We start from the raw sequence: 13,929 nt of genomic DNA, 5'->3' as shown, positions 1-13,929 counted from the left end.
TACAGCAGCTGGCAACAGGTTAAAAAGTAATAAAAAAGATGATGCAGGTAATCGTATTACATTGTCAATGAATATGGCCATTGATATGGTAATCGTTGTGCTGCCGGCCCACTCAAACGAACGGGCACGATGAATAAATTCCGGATAGTAATTTTGAGTTCATGACTGTAGGGTATTTTGTAATAGGAAAAATTGTCACTGGTTATGTAATCATCCACCGGCTGATGAGAGGCACGAGAATTCACTCCACTACACATGGTGTCTGGTGTATGATATCATAACATTGTAATAAGGACCCCGTTATTGCATCTGCAACACGTCAGGGATCGCGGCTAAGCTGATATTTCTTTGCTGAAACACACATGACTTTTTAAGTCAGGGAACAACAAGTCATTGTTAAAAAATGGTAAAGTTTCTCATAAGCCCAGGGCTTTTAAAACAAGGTTCCGTAATACTTAAATCGGGTTTCGGAATTGGCACTAGCATGTTTTTAGTCTAACACTAAAATTGCGGCATGAAGGTAAATAAAATTCATAATCGAACAAAAAAAACTGTGATGGATATGATTATTGCTGATTTCGCTGATTTGCGAAGATTGGAGCGGTGTATGGTGGTTTTTAAATAAAAAAACCTGCGCCAGGCGCAGGTTTAACAAAAATCATGTAAGCTAATGACAATGTGGAAATTAAAAGAGACCGTCTCTTTTTTGATACTATTTCCCCGACCGGATCATATCCAGCGTATATTGAATCTCCGGATCTTTACCGGCATGGATATATTGCTGAAACGCCTCGAAAGTCAGCTCTTTATCAGGCTGACAGCCTCGCCCATTATCCTGTTTAGCCTTCATAAAATATATCTCACTCATAGGCACGGTCAACTTGCTTTTCGTTTTAGGCAACGTATAGGTATTGAACCATGCAGCTGTAGTGGAGGCTTCCCCGCTACCAGTTTCCGTACCTACCAGCACACCCCGTTTGTTATTCTTTACCAGTGCGGCGAAGTAAGTGGCAGCACTCACGGTACCACCACTTATGAGTACATACACGTTACCTTTGAAGTTATTCTTATCGGGCGGATAGTTTGAAATAGATCCTTCTGTCAGACGTGCATTACCATAGTAAAACCCGGCTGCGCTGTCGTAATCGAAGCGTTGTTTCAGGAAGTTCTCGGTTTGTTTTACTTCTTCCTCTCCCATTTTGGTTCCATAGCCATTCAACAGATTCTCCGGATCATTCATTTGTATGTTCTTGGTCCGGTAATTAAACACGTTGTCAAACGGTTGCAACGCTACAAAGGAATACAGCAGGGCGGACATATTCGGGTTGCCGCCGCCATTCGACCGGATATCGATGATGACATTATTGATTTTACGTTTCCTGACTTCCGTGAAAAAATCGCTCAGCTCTTTATACATGGCATTTTCCTGCAGCATAAAGGTGAGAACGGTCAGGATGGCGGTAGATTCCTTGTCCTGGTACTCCTTTGTTACATAGGCCCGTTTCAGGAAAGTATTAAACGGCAGCTCTCCCAGGCTCCGGTTATGGTAACCGGACTTGGCGTCTACGGCCTTCAGTTGTATGGTAACAGGACTTTTAGCGCTCTGCTCCTTGTATACGACCTCATAGCTGACGGCATCCGGGAAAACAAGGCTGACGAACAAACCGAGGTTGGAGGCCATCCGGTCAGTACCGGTTTTGATGAAACCGTCGCTGTAAGTAGCATACCCGATTTCGCCGAGCAGCTTTGCTGCCGGCATTTTATTAATACTTAATATCTCGGCTCCGAAAGGAATGGATTCACCTTTAGCGTTAACAATGATCCTGTCTTTAAAAGTGGTAATAGCCAGCGGGAAGTGGTTAATGCCATAAAATACGTCCACTACACGGTCATCATCATAATCCAGTTTCAGGTGCACATCATTGAACAGCTGCATGGGAGAATACCGTAAAGCGCTCAACGGCGACGGGTCTTTATCCAGCCGGTTCATCAACGAATCCATTTTACGGTTAAACGTAACCGTATCCGTGAACTTATAAGGATTCGGATGCTGTTTCTTCAACAGCTCTACGGCGTATTTAAAATCATCTTTTAAATCCTGCCGGGTAAACCCCGTAAAAGGCTGCTGCTGGGCCAGGGCTGCTGTGGAAAGCAGGGACATAAGTATCCCGGAGGCAAATATTTGCTTCATATGATGGATCATTTTTTGATTATGGTAATCCTGTTACATTTTATTGATCAGCGCAATGATGCCTTCGTTTTCGATGATCATCATACCTTGCCGGTCTTCAGTGATACCCTCCTGTAAGGTGTAGGTGTACCGGGGCACATTGCCGTCCATGACAGTAGGCATAAAGCGGAACTGCACATTGGGCAAGCTTTTCAACGCTTCTCCCACTTCAATGATATGGGTAGATACGATAAACAGGCAATTATTGTATTCGGAGAATCCTGCTGTAACAGCCAGGGTACCGTCAAAGGCGTCTTTTACATTGGTACCCTTAAACAATTCATCGAACAGCAGCAGCAGGTGTTGCCCGGTAGCCGCTGCCAATGCAGCGTCCTTCACTCTGATTACTTCCGCGTAAAAATGGCTGTACCCCATCCCCATATTGTCGGCCACATTGATGCTGGAGAAGATACCTTCCCGTACGGAAAACACCATTTCGGAAGCCGCAACCGGAAAACCAATATGCGCCATGTACATACCGATACCGATAGATTTCATCCAGGTAGACTTACCCGCCATATTGGCCCCCGTCAGGAACACGAGGTTACTGCCCTCCTTCATTTGCAGATCGTTGCCTACTGCTTTTGTAATGCAGGGATGCCGGAGATTCCGGGCCTGGAACAGATTTTCTTCTTTTGCCACTGCGGTTGCGTAACAAAAACGTCTTTCACGCGATACATTGCTCACAGCGATGTACACATCTGTTTCAGCAATGAACTGCAGTACATCCTTCATGGCTTCATTATACCGGTTGCGCAACAGGAAGTCAAACCGGGATACCGTTCCGGTAGACATCGGTTTGTAGATATCACAGTCCAGAATACTCCGGATATCCTTTTGCTGCATGATAGCCGATAAGGCGGCTACATGGCCCTGCAGAGGACTGTTTTCACTTTTCAGCAACTCCAGCAGCCCCAAACACTTCTTCAGCGTAACAATCGTCGCCTGCAACTGCAATAACCTGTTTTTGAAACGGCCGTCTTTCGTGAGGCCCGCCAGCAGCTTATGCAGCTGTACTTCCACCATCACCGCCCAGGGCGATTTTCCTGCCGCCGTATCAATAAATTCCCGCATCAGGGCAACCTCGTCGGCCTCAAAAGGAAAGACAACACCCTTCTCTTCAAAAAACTGAAAAACCGCCGTCCGCCGGTTGATAGCGGCAGCATCCGTCAGCGGATGAGCGAACATCTCATCCATCAGTTTTTCCCCGATCCGCGTTTTTACTTTATTGAATAAAAAGTATACTGATCCCTGACGGAATTTCCCCAGGAGGTTCAGCTCCCCTACCGATTGGCGATCTATTTTAAAACTCATAATTGTTTATTTAACCGGTTACCGCCTTTGTTGCCCCGCTTCAGAATATCCAGTATGCCTTCGTTATTGATGATGATCATCCCATGCTTATCATTGGTAACGCCTTCCTGAAGGATATACGTATATTCCGGTACCGTCCCTTTCATCAGGGTAGGAAGAAAATAAAACGCAGCACTTCCCTTTTTTCGTAGCTCGTCTGCTGCTTCGATAATATGAGAGGAAACGATGAACTTGCTGTCTTTCCGGTTGGTAAACGCATTACAAACAGCCAGCGTTCCTTCCAGCGCGTCTTTCACATTGGTCCCCCGGAACAATTCATCGAACAATACAAACAATGATTTTCCTTCACTGAGTTCCTGTCCTATTTTTTTCACCCGCAGCACTTCTGCGTAAAAATGGCTGGCGCCTATACCCAGGTTGTCCGGCAGGTTGATCGTTGTGTACACGCCGTCCATCACCGAAAACTCCATGGAGGCCGCCGCTACGGGAAAGCCCATATGCGCGATGTAGACCGCGGTACTGAACGAACGCAGGAAAGTGGACTTCCCCGCCATATTGGCTCCTGTAAGGAAAACCAGGTTACGGGAAGGTGGCATATGGAGACTGTTGGCGATCGCATTTTTTACAAGTGGATGATATACGCCGTCCACTTTTAAAATACCGGTCCCTTTCGGGTGCACTACCGGGAATACCAGGTTATGCTTCCCCGTTACCTGTGCCACCGAAACATACACATCGATATGATAAATAAAATGCAGCAGCTGCAACACTTTCTTTTTCTCCCTGTTACGGATCAATACATCAAACGCGGTAACAGCAGCGAATGAAATCCGCACATCCGGCTGTTCATTAAACACCGGTATAAAAGCCGGATCATTCAACACCGCCATCACCGCCTGCCTTTCTTCCTCCAGCTCTTTCAGGCTGTCCATTCCCGCCGACTCCAGGTACTGCCTGAGCGTATGAAAAAGTGTAATGACCGACATCACCCCCTGCTGTACTTCCTTTTCGCTGAGCGACACTTTAGTACCACCACCGGGATGATCATCAAAAGAGATGTATTTTTCTGCCTGGTCCAGCATGGCCCCGTCGAAAGGAAAAGTGGCCTTCATTTTCACGAAAGCAGCAATGGTATTGATCCGTTTGATGATTGCCTCCGGGTTGTTCAGCGGTTTTCTGAACATGGCTTCCATAATGGTTTGGCCGCCACGGGTAAAGGAGTGATTATAAATATCGTAGATACCTGGTGTGTCCGCCTTCGAAAACAAGCGCAGATCATCCATCGTCTGCGTATCTGTCTGCAAATACATAATATACTTTTTATGAAAAAATGAAAGTACCCGCTACTTGCGTTTTCTTCTGATCAGTATCACAATACCCACCAGTAAAATGAAGACTGGTATCACATACTGAAGTATCATCTTCAGTGTTGCTGCCGGCGCCTTTTTGATGGTCAGCCATATATCTATAGGTACTTTTAAATTGTGGTAAACAGGGTATTTGTTATCCACCGTGTAGCTGTAGAACGCATTGCCATAGTCCTTTCCGTTTTGTTTGGCGGCAGACATCAGGTCTGCGTCGCTGGAGACAAGGACCTTCTGTATTTTATTACCGATTTTACGGGTGAGTTGCAGGCCGACCACATAAGGCGCTTCCTTCCGGTAGTCCCCTTCCGCAATATTGAATACAGGCGCTGCGGAGTCTACTACCAGCACGCCTCTCTCTACCCAGGTATTAGCATCGTTGTGCAAAGTGGTAATCTGTTCCGCCTTAAATCCGGTGGTATCAGAATAACTTAATACGCTGGCCCCGGTGATATAGGTGAAACAAGCATCCATCACACCGTTCCGGAGATAAAAAAACGGTTGTTCGTCCGCCATCTCCGTTCCTTTCTTAGCGATCAATCCGGCAAATTTATGCGGCATATCCTGCGGGTTTACCCGTACAATGGTGCCCTGTTCTGCATTCACGCCCACATGATTCAGAATCGGGTTCATAATAGACTGCTTGCCGGGCTCGGAATAGAACATGGCATTTCCCCCGTTGTCGATATATTTTTTTACGCTATCGATAAGGGCATTGTCCAACATGGATTTCGGATCGGATATCACCAGTACGTCGTCGTGACTAAAGTTAGCAGGACTCAGGGTGGAGATGGTATCGAAATTCAACCCCATATTGATCAACGCGGTCCTGGATGTTTTACTGACGGTATGGTTCCCATATTCCCGTTCGCCGAACTTCAGGGGTGACCGCTCATAATGGCCGGTGAGGAATTTAAATGTGGGCGTGGTATCCTTCATCAACCGTAACAAACTACCGGAAACCTGTATTTCATCCGGAAAAACTATAGGGTCCATGTAGGTTCTCAGGAAGGTCTTTTTTCCTTTATATTCTACCTGCATCAGCAAGCTTTTATCTTCCCCGCTGAGGTCTATCAGTTTCCTGATTTCTGCCGGTTTTTTGTAGATAGCCAGGTCGGTTTTATACATCTCCGCGTATTTCTCCGCTATTTCCTCCAGCGACTTACCGGGATAAGCCCGGTATATGGAGCTGTCTCCTTCGATCACATCATAATAGTACACGTACTCAAACTCCATATTATTATAGAAGCGGCGGTATTTAGCCCAGAAGTTCCACAAATAGTTATTGCGCGCGGTAGGCACACCACTACTCAGGTTATTTCCCAGGAGGTTGGCATACAGTGTTACCTTCAAGGGCGATCCGTCCAGCTGCTTCAATACTTCCCGGGTGTTTTCATGCAATGTGTTTACCTTACTTCTCGTCACATCCCAATAACCGATCCAGCCGTGCCGGGAAGTACCGACCAGCGTCACCACGGTTACCAGGAACGCCAACAGGTATCTGCCGGCTGATACCCGCCATGACTTCGACTCGGTAACGGACTTTGTTTTGATAACGGTGAATACGATAAAAAGAGAAATAATACTGAAAAAATAAATGAGGTCTTTGGTGGTAATCAGGCCACCCAGCAGGGATTCTGCCCTTCCGGAGCTGGAAAGGAAATAGGTAACGTCCCGCAGATAATCTGTTCCCTGAAACATCATCCGTAGCGTGGACAACAGTGTCAGCGCCACAAATGTTCCGATTCCGGCCACGATAGGGTATGAGGTTAAGCTGGAGATATACATTCCTATGGCTACATACATCGCTGCCAGTAAGAAGAAGGCCAGCACCATCGACATGATATGCGGGAATTCGGCATGCTTAACGGAAAAAGTCAATATAATCACCTCCACCAGGAAAATCAGGATCATCAGGCATACGAAACTGTATACACCCAGGAACTTACCCAGGATGATCTGGCGCGTTTTCACCGGGGAGGAATGCAGCAGCTTAATCGTACCTGCGGCATATTCCCGGTTGATCACGCCCATCGTCAGCAATGGAATGAACAGAAAGAAAATCATCAGGATGGTCTCGAGCCCCCTGCCAATGACCGATTTAGTGAGCGGCGTATTGATGAACCCTCTGAAAGCACTCCCCTGCAGCTCCAGCATCGCATCCTGATTCAGCGCGGTATCTGCCAGGTTTCCCATGATAAGGCCGGCACTGGACATCAGGAATAAAATCAAAACAAACCAGGCGATAGGAGAAAAGAAAAAATACCGCAATTCCGCCCTGGCTATATTAAAAACTACTCTCATTAGTGTAAGATTGAAGAAGAATTTGATGATAATTGTTTAAATACATCGTCCATACCAGAGGATTCAGCCTGAATGGAAGTAAGTCTCCAGTTTTTCTCAGTACTTTTCCGCACGATTCTTTCCGCCAGATCATCATTGGCCTGGAAATAGATCCGGCATTTATGGTCCGGCAACATCTCTACTTTCTGTACATCTTCTATCGCCATCAATTCTTCGGGTGCTGGCATATGCAGCATTCTGGCCACCAGGGTATTGGGTTGGAGGATGTTATTAAAAGCATCAAGGGTATCAGCAAACACCACCTGCCCCGATTCGATCATGATGATCTCTTTAGCCAGCAGATTTACTTCTGACAGTACGTGCGACGACAACAATACCGCCCGGTCCTGCGCAATTTCCTTGATCAGTTTCCTGGCTTCGATGATCTGATTCGGGTCGAGACCGTTGGTAGGCTCATCAAGGACCACCACCTTCGGTTTATTGATGATGGATTGTGCGATCCCCACCCGCTGGCGATAACCACCAGACAGGTTCCTGATCAGGCGTGACCGCATCTGTGTAATGGATGTTTTTTCCAGTACTTCTTCCACAGCACCTTTGATCAGCCGCCTGTCCATCAACCGGAGCTGTGCGGAATATTCCAGGTACTCCTGCACGGTAAAATCCATATACAGGGGCGCCTGCTGCGGCAAAAATCCGATCTGCTTTTTGTATGCAATAGGATCGTCTTTGATGTTCAACCCGTTGATGGAAACACTGCCTTCCGTTTGCAGCAAGGTACCGCAGATAATATTCATCGTGGTAGACTTGCCGGCTCCGTTTGAGCCCAGCAACCCTACTACACCGGTATCATTGATTTCAAAATTTATTTCGCGTATGGCCCAGGAACTGGCATACTTATGCGATAGGTTTTCCACCTTTAATATAGGTTGCATATACAGTTGCTTATGAATTTAAAACTTGGATTAAAAATGGCCGATACTGGTTGCCCTGGCAGAAAAAACACCCTCGCCGGTCCACGTTCCGGTAACCAGCATCGTACGTGCCTTAAACAACCATTGGTTATTGGGCGTAGTAGTACCAGGCAAAATATTGTCCACGGACAACGTAGTCAGCGGAACGCCGGTGGCATGGTCTCTTACTTCAAACCGGAAATGCGCAACCGATGCGTTAACGGTGACTTTCATAAACCCGGACAATTCTTCATAGGCGAGATTAGTGACCATAGTTCCCGGTACCGGCTCCAGCTGTACCACATCGATAGGCCTGTTATCGAAGAGATTGATAAACCGGAGGTTGACCACACTGTCCTGCTGGCTGCGGGAAGGCAACTGTTCCTTCACTGTTTTCTGTTTCACCTGCGCGGGGCTTCCATATACAAAATGCGTAAAAATCCCGCCAGGCTCCAGTGCTATATTGGTTTTCAGAAAGGGTTTATCAGGTTGGAGCGTATCGTTGTTTCTGAAGCATGTAACCGGAAGGTCCATTTTATCAGTAGCATAGTCCATGGAATTGCCACTGCTGATCAGAGATAGTTTGTTATAAACCCTGGGTTGCGATTTTCCAAAATAGAAGCTCAGAAAAGAGGTATTGTCGTTAAGGCCATTCACAATCGTTAACGATGCCGGAAATATCTCTTCCCGTAATTCCTTCTTACAGGAAGTCCCGCTCCCCCACATCAGACAGGCCGCCATAGCTATTTTGCATGCTTTCTTATAACCGAATTGAAACATCTTTCTTTTTTTAATAGTGATTTTTATTAATAGCCGTTATTCTGGGAGAGATGGTTATCCCAGAGGATTTCCTCCGGAGGAATGGGATACAGCAACTGGTGCTGCTTCCAGGGCTGTTTGTAAGCTATCTGTGAGAGTACTTCTGTAGCCTTGTTCGTTCTCTTGAGGTCCAGCCAGCGATGTCCCCATTCCGCGAACAACTCTATGCGCCTTTCCTGGGCAATAGCCTCCTTTATCTGCTCATCTGTTAAACTATAAGACAGATCATTCAAGCCGGCACGTCTCCTGATGGCATTCAGGTCGTCGATCACCGCGTTTTTATTGGCCGCGCTCCGCAGCATATTGGCTTCAGCCCTTACCAGGTATATTTCCGCGAGCCGCATCACAACATAATACTCAGACCTGTATCCTTCAAATACCGGATTGCCGGCATTAATCTTATACTTGGCCGGCATAAAACCGGCAGGTGTGGATGAACTACCGCCAAAAGCTGCTGTCCATTCCGTTTTTCTGTTATCGCCGGCTTCAAAAGCATTCAGCAGCTGCGGAGTGAGGTACTTGGCTGTCATCGCATATCCTTCCGGCGTAGCATTACCTCGTGGCGAGATATTGTTGGCCTGCTTCAACTGGAAAATAACTTCGTGGCTGGATTTGTCGAACACCTTGTTCAGGTTTTCCAGTTTAAATAAATCTGTCCGGTTAATCACATCATTCGCATGTTGCCAGGCTTTTTCATAGTCCCGGGTGAAAAGATAAACTCTTGCCAGCATTGCTTTTACATACCATTTATTGATCCGGATACGCTCCACATTGTTACCATCATAACTTTCAGAAAGATACCCCGACGCTTCCTCCAGGTCGTTGATGATTTGCTGGTATACAGCGGCGGGGCTGGCAGAAGGGAGGTTTTTGGTATCATTAAAATCGATAGATAAGGCCAGGGGGATTTTTTCGAACAGGTTTACCAGGTAAAAATAACTCATGGCCCTTACTGCCAATGCCTCCCCCAGCACCTGTTTCCGGTAAACCTCCGTAAACTCTTTGGACGTAGCCGTCTTTACACCCGCAATTAGCGCATTGGCATTAAAAATGCCCTTGTATGCTGACTTCCATACTTTCGGTGAATAGCCAAGATTTACCAGGGTAATTCTGGCAGCCATTTCCACGTAGTACTGGTAGTCGCCGCTAAGCGAGGGATGATAAAATTCATCCGCCGAGTGTCCCGCTGCAAGCGTAATTCCCCCGGCGCTATACAAATCGTTTCCCAGCGCCTCACGCGAATTAACTTCAGATACTCCTCCGTTGATCAGATAAGAATACAGACCGTTGAGCGCAGTGGCAGCCTGTTCGTTGTTCAGGAAAACCTGGTTGGTAGTGATGGAATTGATTGGGTCCTTTATATCCAGTAGTTTGTTACAACCCGTTCCCAACAGGGTTAAAAGTAAAACACCGGTGGTAGTTATATTGAAAACTATTCTTCTCATACAATTGATTTTAGAAACTTAATCTCAGGTTAGCCGCTACCCTTCTAATCTGTGGCGCAGTGCCCAGTTCAACATCCGACAACCGGTACTGTGAGAGTTTGAAAATCTTGGATGCATTCACTGAGAATGCTCCCTGTTTCATATGCATCTTCTTTAACCAGGCTTCAGGCAATAGGTACGACAAACTTAGGTTGTCCAGGCTGAGATAAGCTCCTTTGGCATAGTAGGCGTCCGATCCGAAAAACAAGCCGCTGTTGATAGTAGTGTACCCGGGGTAAAGTGCTTTGTCGCCCGGCTGTCTCCAGTGCCTGTTGTTGATTTCCTCATACATGACCATATTAGCCTGCTTTCCGTACCCGAGGTCGTTTAGCTTGTCTTCTACCAGGGAGTTCTCGAATGCGAACTGTGCATCCAGCGATAATACCCTCATAAAATCAACCCGAAAACCCATCCCACCGAAGTATTTGGGATTCAGGTCAATCACCCGGTAATGATCGTCCAGTTCCGTATCCGGAAAATTCGGGCCCGTCCCGGAAGGTTTCATCCCATCTCCGTTATAATCTTCAAATTCAGGTATTCCTTTCATCGGGTTGATGCCAATATAGTGCGAGTAGGACTTGGCAGTTACCGGCATCCCTATCTTATACATATTTCTGTAGGGCGAATTCTCCAGGCCATCGAAAGCCACCAGTGTATTATTGTTCCTACTGATCTGGAAACGTACATTCAGTCCCCAGGTGTTGGTATTGAGGATGGTTCCGTCCAACATCAGCTCCACCCCTTTATTCCGGATAACAGCGGGCCAGTTGCCCACCACCGATGGAAAACCGGTGAATGCCGGTGTGGTAATGTTGGTCAGTTGTTTTCCATCCTGGTTGATGTAGAAGTTTCCTTCAATGTTCAACCTGTTGCCAAAAAAACCTGCCCGGGCGCCCACTTCAAATTTGCTGGCGCTGGACCAGCTGTATTTCTGGTTAACGGGTTGTACAAGAGTATAAATAGTCTGATCATCGTAATCCGGTAATTTTTCCGTGGAAACCAGCGGGATGTTGGACCAGCGGGAGAGGTATTGGTAATCGCCCACATTGGCATTTCCCGTCACCCCATAAGTAGATCTGATTTTGGCGAATGAGAACCAATCCATATTCGCCTTCTTAAACCATTCCTCATTAGATATAATCCATGAAATCCCGGCCGATCCGAAGTTTCCGAAACGAGCCCCGTCACCGAAGCGGGAGGAGCCATCCCTTCGGCCATTTAAATTAACGATGTATTTATTTTCCCAGTCGAAGGATACGGTCGCCAACAGGGATGCCACTTTCAGCTGCGTATAATTATTAAAGGGAGTCACACTCTGGGCATTCGCGTAGCTTTTGAGCAGGTTATCATTAGAGAACATGACCCCATATATCATAACCGCTTCCTGATCGGCATAACTATAGTCCGCTGCCAACGAAGCAGATATCCTGGCGCCGCCGAACAACTTAACATAGTTGATATTGGGCCTTATCAGCAGGCTCTTTCCGGAACCATTGCCATATATCGCCATGCTGATGGGAAAAGTCAGCGGGTCTCTGGCCGCTTTAGGCCTGTAGTAGCCGCTTTTGTTGGAGAAAAACTCCCCGCTAATATGAACGCCTGCTGTCAGGTCCTTTACGATTTCGTAGGTAAACCCGATATTGGTTTGACTTTTCAGCGTTTGATTCTCTCCCCAGTCTTTAATACCCTCGAATGGATAAATGGACCCGCCTGAGTACCTGTAGGGAATGAAATTAAACTTTCCATTCTCGTCATAGATCGATGGCGCATTGGGTGGCAGGGAGAAAAAGTCCACTGTAGCGGCAGTTTCATTGTTGGAGTAACTGTTGTTGGAAGAAAGTTCCACCATCAGTTTACCGTTTGCACTACGGTGATTAAAAGACAATCCTGCTGTTAGACGCTTGTTCCCCCGGCCCTGGTTGTACATTTCTGTAGTGGAGGTATATCCTACGCTTACGCGGTAGGTATTCTGCAATAGCCCTCCCTCCAAACTCAATTGCACATCATCTGATTGCGCATTTTTGAAAAAAGTGCGTTGCCAGTCGGTATAGCCTTTCTGGTCCCATATCGTGAGATCAGGGGTATTTTCCCGGGTAGGTAAAGCGGCATCGTTCAACAGGGCTTCCCTTCTCACCGCCAGGTATTGCGCTGTATTCATCAAATTCATATAACGTTGCACGCCTGAAAACACTTTGGAGTAGCTTACGTTAAACCTGGTAGGACCCGGCTTCCCCTTTTTGGTAGTGATGAGGATCACTCCATTAGCACCTCTGGAACCGTACAAAGCCGTAGCATCCGCATCCTTCAGCACATCTATACTTTCGATGTCCAGGGGATTGATCATGTACAAAGGACTTTCCCCACTGGAATATCCGCCGGCTACAGGCACCCCTGCTCCCAACGGGTTAACGGATAAAGTAGCAATTGGTAATCCGTCAACAACATACAGCGGATCTGTAAACATGCCTTCATCCAACACATTCCGTCCGCGCAGCTCTACTTTTCTGGCCCCTGCCGTGTTGGCCGATTGGCTGATCCGGAGACCGGGAACACGGCCTGCGATCGCATCCAGTACATTGACGACGGGTTGCCTTTCAATATCACTGGCTTTCACCGTGGCGATATTGGCAGTACCGGTTCTTTTATTGGTGGTACCCAACACAGTGATCTGAACCTCATCCAGTTTGTTCTGGGAGAGCGCCATCTCCCCATCATAGTATTGGGCTAGCAGTATCGGTTCTGTTATTTTAAATATATGGTCCACATACCCGATATAAGTGATTCTTATTTGATCACCCAACTTTACCGGTACCTTAACCGACCCGCTTGCCGCAGTCAGGTAATTCCGTTTGTCGCTAAGATTGCTGATGGTAGCACTGACCAGCGGTGTGTAACCGGACGAATGGACATAGATATTCACCATCACCTGTTTTGATGGTACCGAATCCACGGGCGGGCTGATTACCGGTGGCTTCGGCTCTTTTCGGGCTACGAGAATGTTTTTGTCAATGATCTTGTAGGTCAGAGACTGGCGCTCGAATACCTTGTTGAGAAAGGTACCCAGATCGATTTCCCGGGCATTGATGGTCACCGGTTTGGCCACTGATAAGACGGTAGCCTTGTACAGGAAAACATAATCGGTTTGCGATTCTACCGCTGCGAAAACTTTTTCCAATGCAACGTCTTTACCTTTAAAGCTGACGTTTTGTGAGAGGCTTTTGGCTGACACCTGCAACAGTGCAGCGGTAAGGAGAAAGCATGTTAGTTTCATGACTAACAGAGATTTGGTTGAGCTACGTTTCCATCTTTCCGGAATCCGTATGCGATAAAAAATAAATGGCATAAATTCGCTGTATCCGTTCTCCTCATAAGGGACGGCATGTTTAAGTGGACAATAAGCAGTCTTTTACCTGATTGTGATGATTACATTACTTGAACATCCACCGGGAGTGTCGCAAGCA

Annotated in this window: 8 protein-coding genes; all 8 read right to left on the bottom strand. The window is 46.9% G+C overall.

Translation table 11 applies throughout. The features are described 5' to 3' along the window. Positions 1-712: 712 nt before the first annotated feature. The 8 genes from ICL07_RS22195 to ICL07_RS22160 are packed head-to-tail and all read right to left on the bottom strand — an operon-like array spanning position 713 to position 13,739. Positions 713-2,191 carry a S41 family peptidase gene (locus ICL07_RS22195; protein ID WP_188090239.1) on the bottom strand — a complete coding sequence of 493 codons (1,479 nt, stop codon included), beginning with the start codon at positions 2,189-2,191 and terminating at the stop codon, positions 713-715. A 33-nt stretch (positions 2,192-2,224) separates the two neighbouring features. Continuing rightward, on the bottom strand, positions 2,225-3,544 hold the full coding sequence (locus tag ICL07_RS22190; RefSeq protein WP_188090238.1) for a MutS-related protein: 1,320 nt from the start codon (positions 3,542-3,544) through the stop codon (positions 2,225-2,227). Then, a complete protein-coding gene (locus ICL07_RS22185) occupies positions 3,541-4,854 on the bottom strand; it encodes a MutS-related protein (RefSeq protein WP_188090237.1) in 1,314 nt (437 codons plus the stop codon). The genes ICL07_RS22190 and ICL07_RS22185 overlap by 4 nt, the downstream gene beginning before the upstream one ends. Positions 4,855-4,887: 33 nt before the next feature. Then, complete coding sequence (locus ICL07_RS22180) at positions 4,888-7,212, bottom strand: ABC transporter permease subunit (protein ID WP_188090236.1); 2,325 nt, start codon at positions 7,210-7,212, stop codon at positions 4,888-4,890. Further along, positions 7,212-8,147, bottom strand: a complete 936-nt coding sequence (locus tag ICL07_RS22175; RefSeq protein WP_188090235.1) for an ABC transporter ATP-binding protein — start codon at positions 8,145-8,147, stop codon at positions 7,212-7,214. The genes ICL07_RS22180 and ICL07_RS22175 overlap by 1 nt, the downstream gene beginning before the upstream one ends. Positions 8,148-8,177: 30 nt before the next feature. Then, a complete protein-coding gene (locus ICL07_RS22170; RefSeq protein WP_188090234.1) occupies positions 8,178-8,945 on the bottom strand; it encodes a hypothetical protein in 768 nt (255 codons plus the stop codon). A gap of 26 nt (positions 8,946-8,971) precedes the next feature. After that, positions 8,972-10,429: a RagB/SusD family nutrient uptake outer membrane protein gene (locus tag ICL07_RS22165; RefSeq protein ID WP_188090233.1), complete on the bottom strand. Its 1,458-nt coding sequence runs from the start codon at positions 10,427-10,429 to the stop codon at positions 8,972-8,974. A 10-nt stretch (positions 10,430-10,439) separates the two neighbouring features. Further along, positions 10,440-13,739 (bottom strand): SusC/RagA family TonB-linked outer membrane protein, encoded by a 3,300-nt coding sequence (locus ICL07_RS22160; protein WP_188090232.1) that lies wholly within the window; start codon positions 13,737-13,739, stop codon positions 10,440-10,442. Positions 13,740-13,929 lie beyond the last annotated feature (190 nt).

The organism is Chitinophaga qingshengii, from assembly GCF_014529935.1.
Taxonomy (GTDB): Bacteria; Bacteroidota; Bacteroidia; order Chitinophagales; family Chitinophagaceae; genus Chitinophaga; species Chitinophaga qingshengii.
This window is presented reverse-complemented; position numbering and strand designations above follow the sequence as displayed.

What these genes read in the sequence shown, in the direction of transcription:
- ICL07_RS22170 (WP_188090234.1), bottom strand. Translation starts at nt 8,945, where the DNA reads ATGTTTCAATTCGGTTATAAGAAAGCATGCAAAATAGCTATGGCGGCC.
- ICL07_RS22160 (WP_188090232.1), bottom strand. Translation starts at nt 13,739, where the DNA reads ATGAAACTAACATGCTTTCTCCTTACCGCTGCACTGTTGCAGGTGTCA.
- ICL07_RS22185 (WP_188090237.1), bottom strand. Translation starts at nt 4,854, where the DNA reads ATGTATTTGCAGACAGATACGCAGACGATGGATGATCTGCGCTTGTTT.
- ICL07_RS22195 (WP_188090239.1), bottom strand. Translation starts at nt 2,191, where the DNA reads ATGAAGCAAATATTTGCCTCCGGGATACTTATGTCCCTGCTTTCCACA.
- ICL07_RS22180 (WP_188090236.1), bottom strand. Translation starts at nt 7,212, where the DNA reads ATGAGAGTAGTTTTTAATATAGCCAGGGCGGAATTGCGGTATTTTTTC.
- ICL07_RS22190 (WP_188090238.1), bottom strand. Translation starts at nt 3,544, where the DNA reads ATGAGTTTTAAAATAGATCGCCAATCGGTAGGGGAGCTGAACCTCCTG.
- ICL07_RS22175 (WP_188090235.1), bottom strand. Translation starts at nt 8,147, where the DNA reads ATGCAACCTATATTAAAGGTGGAAAACCTATCGCATAAGTATGCCAGT.
- ICL07_RS22165 (WP_188090233.1), bottom strand. Translation starts at nt 10,429, where the DNA reads ATGAGAAGAATAGTTTTCAATATAACTACCACCGGTGTTTTACTTTTA.